Annotated in this window: 27 protein-coding genes; 6 read left to right on the forward strand and 21 right to left on the reverse strand. The window is 52.7% G+C overall.

Annotation, left to right across the window (positions count from 1 at the left end):
- Positions 1-94: 94 nt before the first annotated feature.
- The 12 genes from ACQG0T_RS19790 to ACQG0T_RS19845 form a co-directional block, all read right to left on the reverse strand.
- Positions 95-568, reverse strand: coding sequence for a phage virion morphogenesis protein (locus ACQG0T_RS19790; protein ID WP_047352910.1), 474 nt, complete (start codon positions 566-568; stop codon positions 95-97).
- Positions 561-1028: a phage tail protein gene (locus ACQG0T_RS19795; protein ID WP_058655903.1), complete on the reverse strand. Its 468-nt coding sequence runs from the start codon at positions 1026-1028 to the stop codon at positions 561-563. The genes ACQG0T_RS19790 and ACQG0T_RS19795 overlap by 8 nt, the downstream gene beginning before the upstream one ends.
- Complete coding sequence (lysC, locus tag ACQG0T_RS19800) at positions 991-1236, reverse strand: Rz1-like lysis system protein LysC (protein WP_080397788.1); 246 nt, start codon at positions 1234-1236, stop codon at positions 991-993. The genes ACQG0T_RS19795 and lysC overlap by 38 nt, the downstream gene beginning before the upstream one ends.
- Positions 1124-1540 carry an Rz-like lysis system protein LysB gene (gene lysB, locus ACQG0T_RS19805; RefSeq protein WP_045911510.1) on the reverse strand — a complete coding sequence of 139 codons (417 nt, stop codon included), beginning with the start codon at positions 1538-1540 and terminating at the stop codon, positions 1124-1126. Before lysB ends, lysC begins: the two co-directional genes overlap by 113 nt.
- On the reverse strand, positions 1540-1971 hold the full coding sequence (locus tag ACQG0T_RS19810) for a DNZ54_00345 family protein (RefSeq protein ID WP_045911511.1): 432 nt from the start codon (positions 1969-1971) through the stop codon (positions 1540-1542). The genes lysB and ACQG0T_RS19810 overlap by 1 nt, the downstream gene beginning before the upstream one ends.
- Positions 1968-2480 carry a lysozyme gene (locus ACQG0T_RS19815; protein ID WP_023295248.1) on the reverse strand — a complete coding sequence of 171 codons (513 nt, stop codon included), beginning with the start codon at positions 2478-2480 and terminating at the stop codon, positions 1968-1970. Before ACQG0T_RS19815 ends, ACQG0T_RS19810 begins: the two co-directional genes overlap by 4 nt.
- Positions 2464-2685: a hypothetical protein gene (locus ACQG0T_RS19820; protein ID WP_014170137.1), complete on the reverse strand. Its 222-nt coding sequence runs from the start codon at positions 2683-2685 to the stop codon at positions 2464-2466. Before ACQG0T_RS19820 ends, ACQG0T_RS19815 begins: the two co-directional genes overlap by 17 nt.
- Positions 2676-2879 carry a tail protein X gene (locus ACQG0T_RS19825; protein WP_017382979.1) on the reverse strand — a complete coding sequence of 68 codons (204 nt, stop codon included), beginning with the start codon at positions 2877-2879 and terminating at the stop codon, positions 2676-2678. Before ACQG0T_RS19825 ends, ACQG0T_RS19820 begins: the two co-directional genes overlap by 10 nt.
- Complete coding sequence (locus tag ACQG0T_RS19830) at positions 2879-3385, reverse strand: head completion/stabilization protein (RefSeq protein ID WP_032609900.1); 507 nt, start codon at positions 3383-3385, stop codon at positions 2879-2881. Before ACQG0T_RS19830 ends, ACQG0T_RS19825 begins: the two co-directional genes overlap by 1 nt.
- 99 nt (positions 3386-3484) lie before the next feature.
- Entirely contained in the window at positions 3485-4240 is a 756-nt protein-coding gene (locus ACQG0T_RS19835; RefSeq protein WP_045911512.1) for a terminase endonuclease subunit, read from the reverse strand.
- A gap of 3 nt (positions 4241-4243) precedes the next feature.
- Entirely contained in the window at positions 4244-5338 is a 1095-nt protein-coding gene (locus tag ACQG0T_RS19840) for a phage major capsid protein, P2 family (RefSeq protein WP_045911513.1), read from the reverse strand.
- A 55-nt stretch (positions 5339-5393) separates the two neighbouring features.
- A complete protein-coding gene (locus ACQG0T_RS19845; protein WP_017382975.1) occupies positions 5394-6248 on the reverse strand; it encodes a GPO family capsid scaffolding protein in 855 nt (284 codons plus the stop codon).
- A 165-nt stretch (positions 6249-6413) separates the two neighbouring features.
- On the opposite strand from ACQG0T_RS19845, the gene ACQG0T_RS19850 reads away from it, so the two are divergent.
- The 3 genes from ACQG0T_RS19850 to ACQG0T_RS19860 all read left to right on the forward strand — a co-directional run bounded on the left by ACQG0T_RS19850 (position 6414) and on the right by ACQG0T_RS19860 (position 11100).
- Positions 6414-8183, forward strand: coding sequence for a terminase ATPase subunit family protein (locus tag ACQG0T_RS19850; protein WP_045911514.1), 1770 nt, complete (start codon positions 6414-6416; stop codon positions 8181-8183).
- A gap of 1 nt (position 8184) precedes the next feature.
- Entirely contained in the window at positions 8185-9210 is a 1026-nt protein-coding gene (locus ACQG0T_RS19855; RefSeq protein ID WP_032618971.1) for a phage portal protein, read from the forward strand.
- Positions 9211-9879: 669 nt separating this feature from the next.
- Positions 9880-11100, forward strand: coding sequence for an ISL3-like element ISKox3 family transposase (locus tag ACQG0T_RS19860; protein ID WP_000343760.1), 1221 nt, complete (start codon positions 9880-9882; stop codon positions 11098-11100).
- Between the two features lie 113 nt (positions 11101-11213).
- Here the strand turns inward: ACQG0T_RS19860 and ACQG0T_RS19865 are convergent, their stop codons facing one another.
- From ACQG0T_RS19865 to ACQG0T_RS19895, 7 genes are all read right to left on the reverse strand, one after another.
- Positions 11214-13436, reverse strand: a complete 2223-nt coding sequence (locus ACQG0T_RS19865) for a replication endonuclease (protein WP_072201928.1) — start codon at positions 13434-13436, stop codon at positions 11214-11216.
- A 1-nt stretch (position 13437) separates the two neighbouring features.
- Positions 13438-13659, reverse strand: coding sequence for a TraR/DksA family transcriptional regulator (locus ACQG0T_RS19870; RefSeq protein ID WP_058655900.1), 222 nt, complete (start codon positions 13657-13659; stop codon positions 13438-13440).
- Positions 13659-13865 carry a DUF2732 family protein gene (locus tag ACQG0T_RS19875; protein ID WP_161348947.1) on the reverse strand — a complete coding sequence of 69 codons (207 nt, stop codon included), beginning with the start codon at positions 13863-13865 and terminating at the stop codon, positions 13659-13661. Before ACQG0T_RS19875 ends, ACQG0T_RS19870 begins: the two co-directional genes overlap by 1 nt.
- 88 nt (positions 13866-13953) lie before the next feature.
- Positions 13954-14292 carry a DUF5347 domain-containing protein gene (locus tag ACQG0T_RS19880; RefSeq protein ID WP_058655898.1) on the reverse strand — a complete coding sequence of 113 codons (339 nt, stop codon included), beginning with the start codon at positions 14290-14292 and terminating at the stop codon, positions 13954-13956.
- Positions 14256-14456 (reverse strand): phage filamentation protein Fil family protein, encoded by a 201-nt coding sequence (locus ACQG0T_RS19885; RefSeq protein WP_072201927.1) that lies wholly within the window; start codon positions 14454-14456, stop codon positions 14256-14258. Before ACQG0T_RS19885 ends, ACQG0T_RS19880 begins: the two co-directional genes overlap by 37 nt.
- A gap of 7 nt (positions 14457-14463) precedes the next feature.
- Positions 14464-14973 carry a phage regulatory CII family protein gene (locus ACQG0T_RS19890; protein WP_058655897.1) on the reverse strand — a complete coding sequence of 170 codons (510 nt, stop codon included), beginning with the start codon at positions 14971-14973 and terminating at the stop codon, positions 14464-14466.
- Between the two features lie 30 nt (positions 14974-15003).
- A complete protein-coding gene (locus ACQG0T_RS19895) occupies positions 15004-15267 on the reverse strand; it encodes a hypothetical protein (protein ID WP_058655896.1) in 264 nt (87 codons plus the stop codon).
- 130 nt (positions 15268-15397) lie between these two features.
- Between ACQG0T_RS19895 and ACQG0T_RS19900 the strand changes: the two genes are divergently transcribed.
- Positions 15398-15970 carry a phage repressor protein CI gene (locus ACQG0T_RS19900; protein WP_058655907.1) on the forward strand — a complete coding sequence of 191 codons (573 nt, stop codon included), beginning with the start codon at positions 15398-15400 and terminating at the stop codon, positions 15968-15970.
- Positions 15970-16962, forward strand: a complete 993-nt coding sequence (locus ACQG0T_RS19905; RefSeq protein ID WP_058655895.1) for a phage integrase — start codon at positions 15970-15972, stop codon at positions 16960-16962. The genes ACQG0T_RS19900 and ACQG0T_RS19905 overlap by 1 nt, the downstream gene beginning before the upstream one ends.
- 40 nt (positions 16963-17002) lie before the next feature.
- On the opposite strand, the gene ACQG0T_RS19910 is transcribed toward ACQG0T_RS19905, so the two are convergent.
- A complete protein-coding gene (locus tag ACQG0T_RS19910) occupies positions 17003-18787 on the reverse strand; it encodes an AIPR family protein (protein WP_058655894.1) in 1785 nt (594 codons plus the stop codon).
- Positions 18788-19269: 482 nt separating this feature from the next.
- Between ACQG0T_RS19910 and ACQG0T_RS19915 the strand changes: the two genes are divergently transcribed.
- A complete protein-coding gene (locus ACQG0T_RS19915; RefSeq protein WP_271040464.1) occupies positions 19270-20439 on the forward strand; it encodes a DNA repair protein in 1170 nt (389 codons plus the stop codon).
- Here ACQG0T_RS19915 and ACQG0T_RS19920 read toward each other — a convergent pair whose 3' ends face one another.
- Positions 20440-21204, reverse strand: a complete 765-nt coding sequence (locus ACQG0T_RS19920) for a siderophore-interacting protein (RefSeq protein ID WP_015571916.1) — start codon at positions 21202-21204, stop codon at positions 20440-20442.
- Positions 21205-21209: the final 5 nt, after the last annotated feature.

The following is a 21209-nucleotide window of genomic DNA, read 5'->3' on the forward strand; positions in this document are numbered from 1 at the left end:
AGTAATGGATGTTTTCAATCATTTAGTGAAACATCCATTACATTACACATAATAAACACCGCATCATAATTTCACTGCACAGCGTGGTAGCATACTACCCTGCATCTTTTGTATCCCTCACCCTCAATATATGATGCAAAACAATTTTCTCTATAGAATTATTTTCGGTTTTGCTGAATCCAAGTAACTGGCGCTCTGCATACTGCACGTCATGGCTGTGCGGGTTAGGCCGGTCTTTTAACCCGTACTGATGGACACGCGCAATTCGCTGCACTTTGCCGGTAAACTCCACCATTGCCCTGCTTTCACTGCCAGTGGCTTTCATGTACCGGCTCGTGCGGAGCCTCTGGAACATCGCCCGTTTAATCCTCCCTCTCTTAGCCCTGAGAGGCTGACGCTTTCGCGCCTGATAGGGTGAGCCGTCCGGGGCTTTTTGCTGTTTTATCCGTTGCTGTTGCGACTTGCGCAGCTCCTTTGCAATATCACCGGCAAGCTTGCGACGCCCTGCGGGTGACAGGGCAGCAAGCAGCCCGGTGAGCTGGTTGTCAAAAGGCGTTAAATCACTCATCCCATTTGCTCACCAGTTCGCCGTTAATATAGAGCTCTTTTGGTCGTGTCACGGGCTCAGGCAGCGGCGGCTCCGGGGCATAGCTGACATGCAGCGCGCCGTTTTCCTCTTTGATGAGGGTACGCTCGGTGAGCTGCAGGCTGATGCTGATATCGACGCTGTCCCCGTCGTTTAAATCCATCTGGAAACGGTAGCCTTTTTTTCGCCCTTCATCGAGCGTGCAGATATCAGGCTGGTTTTCCCTGAGCCACGCGACCACCGGCACGAATATCAAATCAGGGTCGCCGACAAAGTCACACACGATCACATTCAGGGTATAAATTTTCTCATGCGACAGCGAGGCCGCGAGACGCGCATCGATATTCCCCTCATCGGCAAAGATGCGCATCATTTCGGGGTTTGTTTCAAGCTGCGGGACGGCTTTAATCAGCGCTTCGCGCAGGCTGCATGCTTTCTTCATCGAGTTTATCCTGACAGTCTTTGATGGTTTCAACCTGTAACGCGCAGGCGGCGAGCGCGTTCTCAAGCCTGCGAATATCTGCACTCAGGTCGCCATTAGTGGCCGGGTCGCTTTCCGGCATCGGGCACCAGCTCACTTTCGGGCAGGCGCTGTAAACAATGACCGGCGGAGGCGCAACCGGCGCGGGTGTGCATCCTGCGCACAACATCAGGCAGCTCAGCGCTGTACCAGCGGCGTAACGTTTCATTTTCATTCATCAGCCTCGTAATGGTTTCTTCCCGGCGCACGGCCATCGCACCGGCAGCAATCAGCTCACCACGTAAACTGACCTGCGCGGTTTCATTTCGCCTGGCGATTCCCTGCGAAACGTTAAGCTGATTTTTCAGCATCCCGATCACGTTTTTCTGTTCGGTCGCGACCTTATTTGCCCGGTCAAAAGAGCGCCGTAGATTACCGTTCTCATGCCTTAACCAGAGCACAGCCGCCAGCGCCAGACCTGCGGCAATCAACATCACAATGTATCTGGACACAGCCCCGCCTCCTCAATGCGCTGACGGTATGAGGTGCGCACCCCCGTAAAGGTCAGGACGCAAATCAGGTAAAGCAGCGCGGTAAAGATCCAGCCAGCACCGAGCAGACACCCAATGGTTACGACAAAAATAATAAGAGACCATGCGCGACGCGCCTTTGAGGGCTTGTTACAGAAAACAGCGCGGAAGATTTTCATAACCTCGGGTTTTACCGGAATACCTTTCCCCGCATTTCGTAGCCAGTGGTCAAAAACAGCTACACCGGCAAGGCTCGCCGCAATACAGACAACACAGCCAAACAGCGCCCACGCTGCAACAAAATTAAGTGCTGCACTTTGCGGCGAAGCCAGCCCCCATAGCAGGAATACAGCCAGCAGGGCATCTAAAATCAGTGAACGTAAAAACTTTTTCATTGAGAAACTCCTTTCAGACAATAAGCACGCTCACGCGCGCGGCGATTTTCCAGCCCTTTATTGATTGAGCCATTCACATAAACCCAGCGGGTGAGCTGGTCGCACGCCTGCCACCATTGGTGTCGCTTGATATACGACACCAGCGTCGACCGGCAGGCCGCGCCGGTTCCCACGTTGAATGAGAAGCTGACCAGCGCGTCGTAAATGTGCTGCGGCATTTCTACCGGCACGCAGACTGCGAGACGCCTCTCGACGTTCATCACATCCGCGACGAGGTTCGCCGCCGCCTGACGTTCTGTGATTTCCCCTTTCGGGACGACACCGGCAGTGTGGCCGATGCCTGACGTCCACACTCCCGCGCTGCACTGGTAAGGCGTCAGGCGACAACCTTCGAGGTCGGCAATCAGCGCCAGCCCCTCGGGCGAGGTGTTAAGCAGACGAAAGTCAGGCATCAGCGCCGCCAGCGCCAGCACTGCGGCCACACTGCAACGTTTAACGATTGATTTCACGAATAGCCCCCTTGTCGAGTCCGAGTGACGTCAGATAGAGGTACGTTTTGCGCTTAAACCAGTAATTCGTAAGCGCGGTAAAAATGGCGCATCCGCCGCCCACGTAAAGCGCCATCTTTTCGGGCGATATTGCGCCGAGGTACGCCAGCGCGACGGCCAGCCAGTAGGCGATAAACGTGGTGATTTTCTCCATACTCAGTCCCATAGATTCACCGTTTCGGTTCTGGCCGCGCTGTCGGTCTCGGGCAGTTCAATTGCCGTGCCGTGCGGCAGGATGACGCCGAGCTCAGACAGACCGGGATTCGCTTCTAAGACGGTTTCGACAACGCCCTCGGTGCGCCCGTAGTACCGCACACAAATCGCGTCGAGGGTGTCGCCCTGTAGCGCATACGCTTTCATCAGATTTGCCCCACAATGCAGCGCGCTTTGTCCTGGATGCGCGCCACAGACCAGCGCATATCCCGCCACATTTCATCGATAGTGCTGTCGATGCTGTCGGCCTTTTTGTCACCTCTGGCGGTCGCATCCACGCCGCGAAAACGCTCGTAAAGCGTGGCGGTCGTCATTGCACACACGGCGTTGAAGTAGTGGAAAACACGCACACTTTCGCCGTCGAGCCTGTCGGTCGGGACATCCGCCAGCGTGGCGTACCCTGCATCGAGCTGACGCTCGCGCCATTCGCCCAGCTCCGCGTTCGTCTCTGCGATGGCGGTCTTAATTGCCCGGCGCAGGCGCACAGGGGAAACGGTCTGCTCTAAACGCATTTCCTCACGCACCCGCTTCGGATCAACATCAGGAAAAAACGGGGTGTTTTTGATTACCGGCTCGCTCACACCCGGCGGCGGTATCACCACGCCCGGCACATCCTGCGGCTCTTTGTTTTGCTCAATAATCAGCGTCGTCATGACAACCTCGGGTAATAGGTGGGCGGTGGACGCCGGTCGCAGTCAGGGCAATTGATACCCTCTTTGACCGGCGTGCCGCCCGGCTCGGGGAGCGCTCGGTTAACCTGCGGCTTTTGCCGCCTTTGGTGGACGCCCGCGCCGTGCCGCCGGTTTGGCGGCAGGTTTGCGCGTGCGCGGTTTAGTCGTTTTGGTTTTCGGTGCCGGTTCGGGTTTTGGCCTGAGCTGGCGCTCTAACTGCTCGATATCCTTTTTCACACCGATTGTGCGTTCTAACTGGATCGCACGTTGCAGGTGCGCCAGCGCCTCGGGCAGTTGATTCGCATCACGCAGGACATAGCCGGTGATTTTGTGCAGCTTCGCGCGCACGATATCGGGCATGTCAGCGCGTTCAGTCAGCGCAATGGTGTCGAGCAAGTTCGCCAGTTCGACCGGCTGTTTTGCAGCGAGCAGGCGCTGCGCGGCCAGTGCCACCTCTTCGGCCAGCAGGTAAGGCGTCGGACGTCGACCGGTCGGCATGGTCAGGCCATAGGTCATGGCGTAACGGGCAATTTCCAGCGCCCCGGCGATATCGTCAGCATCGAGACGCCACAGCATGACCGTCATGACGATGTCATCCTGCGCGCCCTTGCCGTGTGCGAGGACGCCAGCCACCCATGGCAGATAGAACGGCAGCAGCTCACGCTTTTTATCTGCCTTTCGCTCATTGGATCGGATTTGTTTTAGCGTGCGGTTGTCTGCGGCCAGCTTAACGAGCATCTGCTCATAGGCAGTTGCATTGCGCAGCGGGACAGCAGCCCGCCGCGCTGTTTCAGAGGCCGAGACCCGCATCATGTGACGCGCTGCGGGACTCGTCATGGTTTACTCTCCGCCTTCGTTATCTACTGGAGCGGAAGCGCTTTCCGGTGCAGCAGGCGCGGCAAACTCACCGAGCTTGATATTTTCAATCAGGCAACCGGCAGCGTATGCCTCGACCACGTAGTCGGTATTCATTGACTCGTAGTTCTCGATGCGGTCTTTCTTCGGGTTTTCGATGATGCTGCGGCGATGCGCGTCATCCATGAAGTAGATAGACAGGTTATCGAGACGCGTCACCATCAGGGCATTCGCCGGGAAGTAAGGCACGCGCACGGCAGGCAGGTTGCCGATTCGCTTCTGGCTGATGATGATGTCAGCGGCCAGCGACTCGCTGTTGTCCTGGTCTTTATTGACGATAGGGAAGTATTTATCCGCCATCAGCTTGCGACCGGTGATGACAACCAGCTCCGGGTCATCCTGATAAATCTCATCAATCAGGTTGCCGGTGGCATCCATGACCAGCGCGTCGAGGTTCGCATAGTCGCCGTTTTTACCCACGCGGATCACATCGGAAATGACCGCGCCGTCCTCGTCGGTGATTTTTGACATCACGCGCGCTGGCGCTTCATTGCGGTACTTCTGCAACCAGCCCACGGCCACATCCTGAAGCATCGGATTTTTTTTGCGGTCAGATTTGGCGGCACGCTCAATGCCGTTGAAACCGGCCATGATGAAATCGAGCGCCTGACGCTTGATAATGGCGTTACGGATACGGGTCTGGAAGTCCTGGAATCGCGCCCACAGGTCGAGCTGCTTATAGCGGATATGGAAGTCAAAGTTAATCTGCGCGCACTCGTATTTGTTGGACTCCAGCGCAGTAAAATCAGCGGTTTCACGCTCGCCATCGCCGTCAGTATCGGCGGTACTCGCGATTGTGCCGTTAACACCCACACCGACCTTTTCGCCTTTCAGCTCGTCGACCGGCACGATGTTGATTTTCGTCAGGAATGAGGACGATTCCTGCACGGTGTCCATCATGGTTTGCGTGACCGACGGCTCGACGGTGAATTTCTTCGCCACGTCATCGGTGGAAATGTCGTTCAGCTCCGCGACGCGGGTCAGGTAGGCATTGAATTTAAAGCGGGTTTGTTTACGCATGGTTTTTCCTGTTCGGATGATAGGTATCAGGCCGGGCAGCGCGCCCGGCGGGTTATCAGCAGTTGGTCAGCAGCTCGTCGCCCGTACCACCTTTTGAAAGCTCGCGGCGCGGCTGGCGCTGGCTTTCGGTGTTATCGAGGGAGTTTTTGAGGTCGTTAAACGCCTGCGCGCTTTCTTCGGCCTTGCTGGTCACGTCCTGCTTAAGCTGCGCCAGTTCGGTCTCAAGCTCGGTGACGCGCTGGTCGGTGGCGGTGAGGTTGGTTTGCACCAGCTCGGTAACGGTTGTCACAGCCTCATGCACATCTGCAAGACGGGCGTCATCGCTGGCCTGTTTGCGGCTGAAAATAGCCTTAACCTTGTCGGTCAGGCTGTTGAGCATGGTGTCGGGAACGTCCTCAAATTCCAGCTCAGCCAGTGAGGCCACAGAGAAGAGATCGCCCGGCTGGTCTTTTTTACCGGCGAGCGGGTTTTGTGTGGCGCGGCTACAGAATTCAAGGTATTCGGTGCCGAGGCTTGCCGGGTCATCGGTGACGGCGAGCCCGATGAGATAGCATTTGCCGCTGTTAGAGAAATTCGGGCGGATCTCCATTGAGGTGTAAACCTTCTGCCCGGCACGTACCATACTGACCAGCTCATCGAGCGGGGCAATTTTGGCAAACAGCGCCTTTTTGCCATTGAGCGCAGAGTCATCGCTGATAATCTCCGCTTTAAGCGCGGTCACATCGCCATAGCGCTTAAAGGGGCTGTCAGGGATGAGGCTTTTGATATGTTCGAGGTTAATGCGGCAACCGTAGACGCGCGGGTCGAACGTGTCGGCCATTTCCTGAATGTCATCAGCACTGATGACGCGGCCATCGCAGGTGTCACCCTCGACGCCGATGCGAAACCATTTAGAAACTTTCTTTGCCATTGTTCAGGTGTCCTGATGTTGGGTTTTCGGGTCGGGGTTAGTTTCCCGACTCAGCCCCTCATCAGCCACCTGTTGCGGAAGTGCAATCCCTGACACAACAGGGGTTTAGCGATTAAGCACGGTCATTTCCTTAGCCTTGCCTCGTAACATCAAAACGAGGTAAGCATGACCATTTCAACTGACCTTTCATTACTCAATGACCCACGACGACAGGCGCGGCTGTTGTACTGGCAGGGGTTCGCCGTGCCGCAAATCTGCGACATGCTGCAACTCAAGCGCCCCACGGTGCAGAGCTGGAAACAGCGTGATGGATGGGAGGAAACCGCGCCGATTAACCGCGTTGAGTCGACGTTAGAGGCGCGCCTCATCCAGCTTTACGCCAAGCCCGACCTGACGCCGCACGACTTTAAGGTCGCTGATTTTCTGTCGCGCCAGATGGAGCGCCTCGCGCGCGTGAACCGCTACGGCAAGACCGGAAACGAGGTGGATTTAAACCCCAACATTGCAAGCCGCAACAGAGGTGATCGCAAAAAGCCGAAACGTAATTTCTTCAGTGAAGAAGCGATTGAAAAGCTGGAAGAGATTTTCTTTGACCAGTCGTTTGAGTATCAGCTCATGTGGCATAAAGCCGGGTTAGAGCACCGCATCCGCCATATCCTCAAATCGCGCCAGATTGGCGCAACGTTTTACTTTGCGCGTGAGGCGCTTCTGCGCGCCCTTAAGACCGGGCAAAACCAGATTTTTTTATCCGCCAGTAAAACGCAGGCTTACGTTTTCCGTAAGTACATCATCGCCTTTGCGCGTCTGGTCGACGTCGACCTGTCAGGCGACCCGATTGTCATCGGCAACAACGGCGCAGAGCTGATTTTCCTCGGGACCAACTCTAACACCGCGCAGAGCCACAACGGCGACCTGTACGTCGATGAGATTTTCTGGATCCCCAATTTCCAGAAGCTGCGCAAAGTCGCCTCGGGCATGGCCTCGCAATCGCACCTGCGCACCACATATTTTTCAACGCCGTCGACGCTGGCACACGGCGCTTATCCGTTCTGGTCAGGCGAGCTGTTTAACCGGGGACGCAGTAACCGCGACGAACGTGTCGACATCGATATCAGTCATCAGGCGCTTGCCGGGGGCATGTTATGCGGGGACGGCCAGTGGCGGCAGATTGTCACCATTGAGGACGCGCTCGCCGGTGGCTGCACCCTGTTTAACCTCGACCAGCTCAGACAGGAAAACAGCGCGGATGACTTCCGTAACCTGTTTATGTGCGAGTTCGTCGACGATAAGGCGTCGGTATTCCCGTTCGAGGAGCTCCAGCGTTGCATGGTCGATGCGATGGAAGAATGGGAGGACTTCGAGCCGTTTGCCGACCGTCCGTTTAACTGGCGCCCGGTATGGATTGGCTACGACCCGTCACACACCGGCGACAGCGCAGGCTGTGCGGTACTGGCTCCGCCACTTGTAGCCGGTGGCAAGTTCCGCATCCTTGAGCGTCACCAGTGGAAAGGCATGGATTTTGCCGCGCAGGCCGAGGCCATCCGTGCGCTGACTGAGAAATACACGGTCGACTATATCGGCATCGATGCGACCGGCATCGGCCAGGGGGTTTACCAGCTCGTGCGCTCATTCTTCCCGGCAGCGCGCGCCATCCGCTACACGCCGGAAATGAAAACCGCAATGGTGCTGAAAGCGAAAGACACCATCCGACGCGGGTGTCTGGAGTATGACGCCGGTGCGACCGACATCACGCAGTCATTCATGGCTATACGCAAAACCATGACCAGCAGTGGCCGCAGTGCCACCTATGAAGCCAGCCGCAGTGAGGAAGCCAGCCACGCGGATATCGCGTGGGCAACCATGCACGCCCTGTTAAACGAGCCACTTTCCGCCGGTAGCGGTATGCATTCAACCTCGATTCTGGATATCAACTAAGATGAAAAAACGCCAAAAGAAACAGCCAAAACAGACCAACATGACCGCCAGCGCACCGCAGAAAATGGAGGCGTTCACCTTTGGCGAGCCGTCACCCGTTCTGGATCGCCGCGATATCCTCGACTATGTCGAGTGCATCAATAACGGCAAATGGTACGAGCCACCGGTCAACTTCTCCGGGCTGGCGAAAAGCCTGCGCGCCGCCGTGCATCACAGCTCCCCGATTTACGTGAAGCGTAACATCCTGACGAGCACCTACATCCCGCACCCATTGCTGTCACGTCAGGATTTCAGCCGCCTTGTGCTCGATTATCTGGTGTTTGCTAACGGCTATCTTGAGAAGCGCATGAGCGTGACCGGCCAGCTCATGAAGCTTGAAACCTCTCCGGCCAAATACACCCGCCGGGGTGTCGAGGATGGGGTTTACTGGTACGTGTCAGACTTCACGCACCCGCACCAGTTCGCCCCCGGCTCAGTCTGTCATCTGCTTGAGCCCGACATCAATCAGGAGCTGTACGGGATGCCGGAATACCTGAGCGCGCTTAATTCTGCCTGGCTGAATGAATCCGCCACACTGTTTCGTCGCAAGTATTACCAGAACGGCGCGCACGCGGGTTACATCATGTACGTCACCGACGCGGCGCAGAGCAGCACAGACGTCGAGGCGTTGCGCTCCGCGATGCGCGACTCGAAAGGGCTCGGTAATTTCAAAAACCTGTTTTTCTATGCCCCGAACGGGAAACCGGACGGCATCAAGATTGTGCCGCTGAGTGAAGTCGCCACGAAGGATGATTTTTTCAACATCAAAAAGGTGAGCGCCGCCGACCTGCTCGATGCGCACCGCGTACCGTTCCAGCTTATGGGCGGCAAGCCCGAGAATATCGGCTCTATGGGCGATATCGAGAAGGTGGCGCGGGTGTTTGTGCGTAACGAGCTGACGCCATTGCAGGAGCGTTTCAAGGAAATCAATGAATGGCTCGGTTTAGAGGTGATCCGCTTTAAGGATTACAACATCGAAACCGAGTAATCCCCCGTCAGAATGCCGCCTCCGGGCGGCATCCTCTCAGAGCCAGCCAGACACCGCACACGCGACGCAACCACGCCAGCACCTCATTAACCGACCGCACATAACAGCGCGCCACCACGACGCGCACAGACGCGTAAAATAAATCCTGTCACCACGTCTGGCGCGCAGTGCTATCCCCGCCTCGCCTGCGCGCTTAGCGGGGCGCTTTTAATGCAAGTGCATCATGAGCCCCGAGCCGCACCGGCACTGGCGCTGGCTGGCAAAAACTGGAGTTAAAAACGAATGCAAACTCATGCACCTGATGCATGCGCCGCTAAAACAGCGAAAAATTCGTTATAAATTCGTCACTTTTCGACCCGACCTCATCCATTAAGAGCAGATATTGCATTCCCTCGTTTAGCGATACCGGCCGCTCATATTCAATCATGAAAACATCGTGATATGTGCGTCCTAACCAGTACCCACCGCCGCACTCTTTGGGTCGCTGAAAGAATACCAACCCGCCCGGCTTAAAGTGCTCTAAAACCTCACCACGATAGACAACCTGAAATTTCGAGTCTTTGACGCCCATATAACCCCCACAAAAAATACTGTATATGCATGGGTCTTCCCTTGTTGTGGTGGCTGAAGGCATGATAATGGTGTATTTAATCGCCAGAGGTCACCGCCATGGATGAAAAGTCCCTCTACGCTCATATTCTCAACCTGTCCGATCCGTGGCAGGTAAAGTCCCTTTCTCTCGATGAAAATGCCGGTTCTGTTACTGTCACTATTGAGATCGCTGAAAACACCCGGCTAGCCTGTCCGACCTGCGGTAAATCCTGTTCTGTTCACGATCACCGTCATCGTAAATGGCGCCATCTTGATACCTGCCAGTTCACCACTATTGTTGAAGCCGATGTTCCACGAATTATGTGTCCGGAGCATGGCTGCCTGACGTTGCCTGTTCCGTGGGCTGGCCCCGGAAGCCGGTATACGTTGCTATTCGAATCGTTCGTTCTCTCATGGCTGAAAATCAGCACCGTTGATGCTGTCAGGAAGCAACTTAAGCTCAGTTGGAATGCGGTTGACGGCATTATGACCCGGGCAGTTAAGCGAGGTCTTGCCCGGATAAAAAAGCCATTATCCGCCCGTCATATGAATGTGGATGAGGTCGCCTTTAAAAAAGGACATCGTTACATAACGGTGATCTCCGATCGCGATGGTCGGGCGCTGGCCTTAACGGATGATCGCGGCACAGAGAGTCTTGCCGGCTATCTTCGCACGCTCACTGATGGGCAGTTGCTGGCTATCAAAACGCTCTCAATGGACATGAACGCGGGCTATATAAGAGCAGCGCGTATCCACTTACCCAGTGCGGTTGAGAAAATCGCCTTTGACCGCTTCCATGTGGCGAAGCAACTGGGCGAGGTAGTTGATAAAACCCGTCAGAATGAACATCCGCACCTCCCTGTTGAAAGCCGACACCAGGCAAAAGGAACCCGCTTCCTGTGGCAGTACAGCGATAAGTGGATGACCGAATCCCGGCAGGAAAAGCTGATGTGGCTGCGTGCACAGATGAAGCTGACGAGCCAGTGCTGGGCGCTGAAAGAGCTGGCAAAGGATATCTGGAACAGGCCATGGAGCGAGGAAAGACGGAGTGACTGGCAGAGATGGTTGGCGCTGGCGGCTAACAGTGACGTTCCCATGATGAAAAATGCCGCGAAAACGATAGGAAAAAGGCTGTACGGGATCCTGAATGCGATGCGACACAGTGTCTCAAACGGAAATGCGGAGGCACTTAACAGCAAGATCAGGCTGCTGAGGATAAAAGCCAGGGGATACCGAAACCGGGAGCGCTTTAAACTGGGGGTGATGTTCCACTACGGAAAGCTGAATATGGCGTTCTGAGCCTTCCCACCATGATCGGGGAAGACCCATAAACATACAGTAGCACGAATTGGCAAAAGGTGTGAAGAAAAATTGCAGCGTCATACACTGTATGTACATGATATGGATGAACATTACCTTGCATTTCCCTTTATCCCCCCGGCTAAAGCCGCAACACGACTGAGGATTTTACGGGCTTGAGCCTGATGCGATGGCGCTGCTGAAAATACCTCTCCTTTGCCCGTTCCGCGCAACCATTTTCCGTTAAAGCAACTTTTACCACCTGACATCAGGTGCAGGGCTTCACCCCGGCTGATGATAGTGCCGGTTGTCAGGTGTATCTCGTCGATGGTTTTTGCTATAGCTGCATATTGCTCATCAGTTCCGTGAATGAATTTTCGCCGTATTGCTGGCTTTTGATTTCTGAGTCGGTTCGTCAGCTCTCGTCTTTCACGCCTACTGAGTGGTTTTGATAAATCCAGTATCGGTGGATCGCTTTCGCTTCCCGTACAGTTATTGACAGAACTCCGAGAGGGCGCAGGAGCGCCCTTAACGTCAACGTCCAAATCAACGGCACGCTTCGGAACAATTTTCCACTGCGTGAGCCGGGTTAAAATAGGGGTGCCGGCACCGATAGCGGAATCGTACACGCCACGGATGCAGACTGTTTCCTCACCATACTGGTTAAACTCGGCGCGCGGTTCATACAGCGTGCGCACCTGCAAATCATCGCGACGAACGAACGGGCCACCCTGCGCATTTACGTAACCAGCCCAGTCACCGGCGTCAGCGGCATCATGGACGGCGGCAAACTCAACGCTCAGGCCGTGGGCAGTCTCTGTATCAGCGAGGCGGCGCAACTCACGGTAGACCGTCACCGGCGCACCGCCGATAAACTGAAATTGACGGATGTGCCAGCGTGCCGCCCATGCTGAAACGGCGGGAGCAGTCTCTTTCAACAGTTCACCGCTTTCGTCATCGGTTTCACCATCGAGAGCATAGCCGTCGATGTTTTTGGAAATGTATTTAGCCACATAGCCGGTAGCGCTGCCCTTTTCCGGGTCAATGGCCTCGGCATGAAAACGCGCCTTTTTGGCTTTGTCGCTTCTCAACTCGTGGTGGTCTTCTTCCCGCGCGTAATCGCGAATGATGAGGCGCACGCGCTCAACGTCTTCCGGCAGCATAAACATAAGCATGTGCCAGTGAGGCGTCCCGTCGTGATGAGGTTCAGCAACACGGATACCGAAAATGCGGATTTCTTCCCGGTGCAGCTTGGCACGAATGCGCGCCCAAAGGCCGGTGAGATAACTCTGCGTATCTGACGGGCTGGCTCCTTTCCATTTGGTGTTACGATATCCCGCCTTAGTTGTGGCGTGATATTTTGACGGCGCGGTCAGGGTATAAAACTCACCGACATAACCGAGCTCACTGCATATATTTTCAAACCCACGGATGCGGGTCATCAGCTCACAGCGACGTATCGCAGGGTTAGCGACCGAACCATCGTATTTTTCAATCAGGCTGATGCGGTTACCGTCTTCATCTTCGAGATCCAGCCCCTTGAGAAATTCTCGCGTGCGGCGCTTCTGCTCGCGCCAGTCGGTCACGCAGTTTTTACTCGCGTAGGCATGTTTTTTCTTGCTGACGTTGCCAGCGGCAATGAGCAGGTGTTCGCGCCATGCAGCCGCTATGCGTCGTAAGCGGCCACGCCACCAAACCTCATTAAACATGCGGGTGATGGCCGGGGCGATCTCATCCTCACCGACATATTTCTTTGTGACCCGCTCCCAATGCGGCGGGGTAACGTTGAATTGCAGGGAAATAATCCCAGCGCGCATATACCAGGTGTACAGTGTTTTGAGTTCACTAAATCCGGTGTCATCAATGTTAGCCAGTTCAGCGCGAGTGAAATTAGCGATATCTGCGGCCAGCAGGTCAATATCGGCGCGCGCCATATCCGGGAGCCGGTTATATCTGGCGACCATATTGACCATGCGTGATGCCAGATATTGCATAAGCTCGGTATCAAAATGGCCACCGAAAATAGCGGCTGATGCATTGTTGTTTATACCCGCGCACTCGTATTTTTTTGCGACCAGCTCCAGACGTGGCAATGCCTTTTTGCAGAAGCTGATTAAAAAGGCATTGGCTCGTTGACTGCCCTGATTTTGCTCAAGCACTGCGGCTGTGCGATAAATATCAAAACGCACACACTCAGGCTGGAGAGAAAGCATCTTTCTCGCATGCAGCAAAGCCGCGAACATACGATCGCGGCGATGCTGTTGGTCATAGGTAAGATATGGGCTGGCTATTGCCGACCGTGGAGCATTCCACGGAAAAGCGAACTGAACAGCCAATTCATACCCCCCGATAGTGTTTTAGTTTAAGCTCGGCGATTTGCTGGCAGGTCACGCAAAAGGCCACGCCCGGAATAGCAATACGGCGAGCTTCGGGGATTGGTGCATCACATTGTTCGCACAGGAAACGGGAAGGTATAGCAATACGACTGCGCGCGTTGTTGATGTGGCGTTCGCGGTCTTCCTGCTCGCGCTGTTGCGCTAAATCCATTGCATCGGCCATTAGTGCAGCTCCTGTGATTCGTTTTCATAACGGGTGGCCTCACGGCGCAGCAGTTCAGCCGCTTCAATACCGTTTAACCCTTTGTTAGTGATATGGGTCGCCAGTGCCTCAAGGCGGATTGAAACTGCGAGCGCGCGACCTTTACGCTCCTCACGTTTGGCAATATCAATTACCGCCATAAGCGGGTCGGTTTCGGCCACAAACATTTTTGGTAATTCTTTCTGCATTGTTCCTTCTCCTGTATTTGGGCAAAAGAATGCCCGGCGGGTTTACGCCATTTATTTCTGATGTGTGTTAATTCGGCATTGTTAGCCGTTTGGGAAATAAGCTCACCACTGCACGAAAATGATTCATTGCCGTAATAAGCGCTTTTTTCTCGTCAGTAGTCAGCTCACTTAATTCGAGCTCATGACGAGCCGCAGGTATTTTTGCCAGAAAAAAAATAGCGGCCAACGCCCGATTATTTTCTTCAAATTGTGGGTCGCGTTTATCGCGCATATCATCGACAAAACGCTCAACTTCTTTCCAGCTATCGCCCCAATATCTCGCACGCAACTCGGCCACATGATTAAGACCGGCCAAACGTTCACCCGCTTTTAGCGGAATAGTCGCGGAAACAGCTTCGATAGCCATGATTGCCCCTGCTTTTGAGTAGAAAGACTAGCCAGTAAATCAGACTGTGAGCGGCTCGGGTGCCAGCGCTTGCCGTCCTTACCTGCGATCCAGCCGTGGCCGTAGTGCATGCCGGGGCTTTGCTTAACGAGTAGAGATGCGAATGATGGTTCACTATTCAGCATATGCACCTCAAATCAGCCCAAATGACGCGCCAATACCGCTCATGGTATCGACCACACTCGACATAGCTGGATTAGTCTGTAAGCGCGCATGGAGCGCCAATGCCGACAAAGACAACATGCGAATACCTGAGTTAACGCTTTCAATCATGTTGTGCTTGCGGGCAGAGGTTAGACGTTCATCAGATACTGCACCGCTCGCCAGTTCGCCGAGTTCACTCATTGCGCGCATGACATAAGACTGCAATTTGTCTTTAGCCAGCTCATTAACCGGCACGCATGGCAGGCAATGAATCTGCGCCAGAAAACCATCAACAAGGGTTGAGTCTTCTGTCAGGTCAGTCAGCAGCCACAATTCAGGCGGCGTGAACTGGTGAGGCTGTTCCGGGTTTAGCTTGTTACGTAACGTCTGAACATTCATACCCGCACGCTCGGCCAGCTTCGCCATATTGTGACGCTGCGCAAAAACCCGGCACGCTTCGTCATAGTGGGGATGTTTGGAAATCTGAAAATCAAACATGTTGCATCCTTAAAATTCACATAAAGTGAATTACGCGCCTATGACAAGTTGAAATCGGGAATGACCCAACACCTTACGCAACTGTTCTTCTTTCCATCGCGCGTAATAAATGCGAACAGGACCGCCAGCTTTCTTGCAGCCTTTACGGATTTTGCGAGGTTCGATTGGTACACATGGATTATCACCCGTTGTCCAACGGTAAGCGGTGCGCTCTGAAACCCCCTCAAGCTCTGCGAACTGTTGCAGGGAAACCACAGGGGCTGGGATTTTGAAGATTGCGATTTCGGAAGCCATGTTGCATCATTTCCTTTTTGCCAATATTTGCCATATGGTTGCCAACGTTTGCCAATGTTTGCCACCAACTGCCACCAACAATCGAATCCTAATGCGATTATTCGCATTGGTCAACATGAGAATGCGATTTATGGACTTTGAAAGCCAGATTTCAAATGAGGAAGTATTAGATAGAATTTGTCAGGTCTACGGGTTCACACAGAAAATTCAGCTCGCAAACCACTTCAATATCGCAGCCAGTACGCTACAAAACCGCTATACACGCGGTAATGTCTCCTATGATTTCGCTGCTTTCTGCGCCCTTGAGACTGGCGTCAATATCCAATGGATTCTTACCGGAAAAGGACCAAAAAAATCTGACGAACACTCAAAATCGTCTTACGAACTCAAAACATTCACATTAAGTGAAGGCCGCCTAACTAATAATGGAGTTTTGAATATCGACCCTGAACTTTTCGAAAAGCCCTTGAAAAGTGCTATCTGCGTTAAAAACGAGAGCAAAAGCTACATCGCTGAGAAAGATGCACCTTTGGCTGACGGTCTTTGGATTGTGGATGTTGAGGGCGCAATCAGCCTCCGAGAGTTAACGGTTCTACCCGGTAAAAGGTTGCATGTGGCAGGAGGTAAAGTACCGTTTGAGTGCGGGATTGATGAGATTAGAACGATTGGGCGGGTAGTAGGTGTTTACAGCGAGGTTAACTGATGGCCGTTCGTAAAAATCCGGCTGGGGGATGGATTTGTGAAATCTACCCGAATGGGGCAAAAGGCAAACGCATCAGAAGGAAGTTTGCCACCAAAGGTGAGGCGCTCGCCTTCGAACAGCACACTATACATAAACCATGGCAAGAAGAAAAAGAAGATCGCCGCACACTAAAAGAATTGATTGATGCATGGTATAGCGCCCACGGCATCACTTTGAAAGATGGGTTTAAACGCCAGTTATCAATGCACCATGCCTTTGAGTGTATGGGTGAACCTCTTGCACGCGATTTCGACGCCCAGATGTTTTCCCGCTACAGAGAAAAGCGACTTAAAGGAGAGTACGCCCGTTCTAACAGGGTTAAAGAAGTATCTCCCCGCACACTTAACCTAGAGTTGGCCTACTTTCGTGCAGTGTTTAATGAGCTTAATCGTCTTGGAGAGTGGAAGGAGGAAAATCCCCTGAAAAATATGCGCCCTTTCCGCACTGAAGAAATGGAAATGGCCTGGCTAACTCAAGATCAAATTGCGTTACTGCTTGGAGAATGCAAGCGACATGAGCATCAAGATTTAGAAACCGTTGTAAAAATATGTCTTGCTACTGGCGCTCGATGGTCTGAGGCCGAAAGCCTGAAAAAAAGCCAGCTTGCAAAATACAAAATCACGTACACCAACACGAAGGGCAGAAGAAACCGAACTGTACCAATCAGCAAAGCTCTCTACGAGTCACTTCCTAGTGATAAAAAAGGTCGGTTATTTAGTGATTGTTATGGTGCTTTTCGGTCAGCACTGGAAAGAACTGGCATTGAGCTTCCGGCAGGGCAGCTAACTCACGTACTGCGTCACACTTTCGCCAGCCACTTTATGATGAATGGTGGTAATATTCTGGTCTTGCAACGCGTCCTTGGCCATACCGATATAAAAATGACGATGCGTTATGCACACTTCGCACCTGACCACTTGGAAGAAGCAGTAAAACTAAATCCGTTAGCTTGAGAATATAGAGGGATTACCCTCTATATTCTTACCTTATCATTTAAATTTTATTGTCAATTTTACTAATGAAAAACTCGTAAGGATTGCCACCAGGAAAATCTCTCATAACCTCTGCGATAGTACCCGCCGCACGAATGAATTCATTTTTGGCGCTGGTTATCCCTCCTTTATTAGAAAGTCTTCCAGAAACTCCAGGCTTGAGCATTGGTATATATCTGGCGAATAATTTCAAAAGATCTTTCCAAAGGAAGCAGGCTTCTTCCTTATGAATAGTTGTTTTAAATCCAATTTGATATGGAGAAAGAATTTTTTCATTGAGCAATGTTTCAAGCAGACCACTCACAGCATGAACAGTCATGAATGCACTCCCCCTTTCATTGAGGAATGATAACAAGTTTTCATCATCTACTTTCAATTGTCCTTGCTTACTGCTTTCCTGAAGTTCGGCCTTTAGAATATTAGCAGCCTCATTCAATGAATAAACAAAAAGTATGTGAGGAGCTGAAATTGTCTCATTAAAAGCTGTCTTATAATGCTCATCCAGATCCCATATTTGCATTTTATTATGATAACTATCATAAGGACTGCCATGCCAAGCTGTTAAAGCCTGTGCCGCGGTATGTGAATCTATTTTGTTTTTCTTATTTGTGAAAACATGACCACGTAGACTTCCGTCATATTCAGCAATATTCAATCTTTTAAAATCATCCCTCAGCCGTGTCTGAATATTATCGTTAGCACGAAAATCAGACTGGATAACTTTGTTTTGACTGTTGTTATATTTTGTAATAGACCTTACAGTCTCTTTATTTCCGCACTTGATAAATCTAACACCGACTTGAATTTTGGACAAATCAACAGATTGGTCCAATTCCCCAAGAGAGCCTGTTGTTTGAGCACCATTTACAATGCCTATACCTGTAATAGATTTTATGGCCGCATTATTCTCCAGCTCAAAGTCATGAACTAAGGCTGTAATTCCATTATTGAAAACAAAAAAATCATGTGGTGCCGACTGAGCGGACATTTGTATTCCAGCATTGATAACCTTGTCTGAGTCTTTATTATTTGCCCCCATAAAACCTCGAACATTAGGATTATAAAGTCCTAAATCCACATATTTCCTATAAAGTTTTGCTAGCCACTCACCGTTAACTGTGGTTATAAATGTTTCCCAAGCAGCATCCTGCATCAAGAATCCTTTACGAGGTTCTTGGAATTCGAATTTGTCCGCAACAGTGATTGCTTGTGATGACGATCGATAGAAGCTATCTAAAGTTTCTAAACCTACTTCTCTAAATTGCAATGAGATACTTTTAGCAGCCTCACCATATTGATCCAATTGAGTACGGACAGCAGCTACACAAAGCCCCATGTCTTTCTGTATCGTTACACTCTCAGGACAATTGTGAACATACCAGACATGGATTGCGCGTATAACACCATCACGAATAGCTTCTCTTGCTTCTAGAATGTGCGGTGAAACTCCTGCCGGCAACTGTGCTTCGTCAGTGGAGAGAATAACTGCCATTGCATGCCCGAGATCAGTTCCTTTATTACCTTTAGCGCTAGGTCTAAGAGCTTGAGATTGATAGGCTTGGCAGACAACAATAATGCCCATGTCCCTATTAACATAGAGAACATCTATCTTAGCATCACCGCCACCGCCAGTTACAGCAGGCATTAAAGTTGCTATCGGATCATCAATTCCAAAACAAAGCTCTATTCCAAAAGCCGCGATTTTGTTTTCCAGAAATGGGTCAAGATCATCACGCTGTTTTAAGGCCTGCATGAATTGACTATCATCAAAAGATGAGTACGGCATACTGTATGATATCCTTATGAACATGCGGTAAATACGTTTAGTTTCAATCTATAACGTACATCGACGCAACCTCAAAAAAGCGATCTGCTTCACGATTTTTCTGAATGGCGATGAAGTGGCGGTGAAGATGGCAATTATTGGCAAACAAAGGCAAATATTGGCAAACTATGTCAATGATAAATAACGCAAACTATTGATTTTCTGTTGTTCTGTTAGGAACTCATAATCGCTTGGTCGCTGGTTCAAGTCCAGCAGGGGCCACCAAATTTTAGCTTTAGAATCATCCAGTTAAGCCACTCAATTGAGTGGCTTTTTTGTAAGTAATCCACCACACGTAGCCCGGCCTGTCGCTTCCCCTCACAAACCCTAAAAACTAAAGAAATCCCCCATCGCGCCGATCATCATCCGTGTGTATTATTTCCTGTAGCTTTTACAACAACTAACCTTATCTCAAATACTTAAGCGCCAGAGCGAAAGGCATCATGAGCACACCGATCAAACGGCTAGAAATCATTAAAAATGCCATTGAGCTGGAAGATGACGACATCATCCGGAGCCAGCTGAAACGTCTCAAAGAGAAAGCCTTTGACGATGATCTCCTGTCCATCGTCGCGGCGCTTGAGCAGAAAAACTACACCGCAGCCCTTCGCGCTATCACCGCCTGGCTGCAAAGCCAGCGCGCCGTTACCCCGTGGCGTGACCCACAGCTGGCGGCCAGCAAGCTGGAGCTGAAAGCCCTGGAAGAGCGTCTGCGCGATCTGATTGATCGCCGTAACGCCCGGGTACAGCAGCTTGATGAGTTCAACGATCTCTATTTCTCCCGCCTCGGGCCGTTGATGCAGCAGATCCTCGCCCTGCGTAAAACGCTGGCGGAGCTTAACCTGCGTCGTCAGCAGGCGGAGACGCGTCGTCGGGAAGAGGATTACCGCCGCTGCCAGGACTATATGGCGCAGGCCGTAGAGGTTCTGACAACGCTCACCCGGCGCTGGCGAGATCTGCCTGCGGATTCCGTTCAGGCGGCAGAGGCGCGCAAACAACTTCAGCAGCAAAGCAATCTGATTGCCAACCTGCTGGCCGAAGCAATGGAGCTGGAGACCGGTTTAACGCGTGAGGAAGAGCCGGCACGTCAGGCGCGCGATGAGGCCAACGAAGAGTACAAGAAGTATCGCGAAAAGCATCATGATGCCGAAGTTCGCCTGCGTAAAGGCAAGGATCTCTCAGAAGAGGATCGGAACGAGCTGAAGCGGCTCTGGCGTCAGGCGAGCAAGCTATGCCACCCGGATCTGGTTGCCGATGATTTAAAAGAGGAAGCCAACAGGATGATGGTGCAACTCAACCAGGCCAAACAGCGCGGCGACGTGAAGGCCATTCGCTCGCTGGTCGCCCGTCTGCAACAAGGATTCGAACCGATGATGGCAAGCGACAGGCTGAACGACCTGGAACGTATTCGTAAAAAGATGGCGCAGGTGCGTGAGCAAATCGACACTCTGGTGAACGAGCTGGCAGAGCTGGAGAAGGAAGAGTCCTGGCTGCTCGTCTCGTCGCTCAGCAATATGGAAGCCTACTTTGCCCAGCAGGAGAAAGCGCTGAAAGAGGTATGCGCCTCGCTCGAACATCAGGTGAGCGAAGCGCAGCTGGATCCCGCTGCCTGATTATTTGGCGTGCCAGTACGCGCTGGCACGCACCAGCTGCGGGTCAATTGCGTCGTTTTCAAACTGACGGCTCAGGCGTTTCACCACCTTCCCCTCCCCGGTCAGCCAGATAAAGTAATCCTCTTCCGGCACGGCCAGCGCGGCAAGATGGTCGGCCACCGCCTGCTCGTTGTGGCCGATAACCCAGGTGATGTTGAACCCGCTCAGGTGCGCCAGATAGTCCTCATACGCCGCATCGCCCACGGTGACAATGGCGTGGATCGCCGGGCGAACAGGCAGTTTTGCGATGCCTTCTAAACGGCGGCGCAGCGCGGGCATCCCCGACTCGTCGCACACGTACAGCTGCCAGGCGTAATCTTCCGGCACCACCAGCGAACCGCGCGGCCCGCCGATGGTCAGCTTGTCGCCCACCTTAGCCTCTACCGCCCAGTTGCTGGCAATGCCGCCATCATGAACGAAGAAATCGAGCGCCAGCTCATGTTTTTCGTCATCGTACAGCGGGGTATAGTCACGTGCCTGCGGACGCGCGCCGTCGCCCCAGTCGATGCCTTCATCGGTCACCACAGGCGGCACGAAAGTGGTGCCCGGTGCCGGGAAAAAGACTTTGGTATGGTCGTCAAAGCCGCGAGAGCTAAAGCCCTCCAGCGCCTCGCCGCCTAGCACAATGCGCTGAAATCCTGCGCTGACTCGCTCAGTGCGCAGCACGTTCAGCTCACGAAAACGCAGGTCATTGCGGACACGTTGAGGGTAACGGGTAGATGCCATGTTGA

It is taken from the genome of Enterobacter cloacae complex sp. 302F9 (assembly GCF_050030335.1).
In the GTDB taxonomy this organism is placed as follows: Bacteria; Pseudomonadota; Gammaproteobacteria; order Enterobacterales; family Enterobacteriaceae; genus Enterobacter; species Enterobacter hormaechei_C.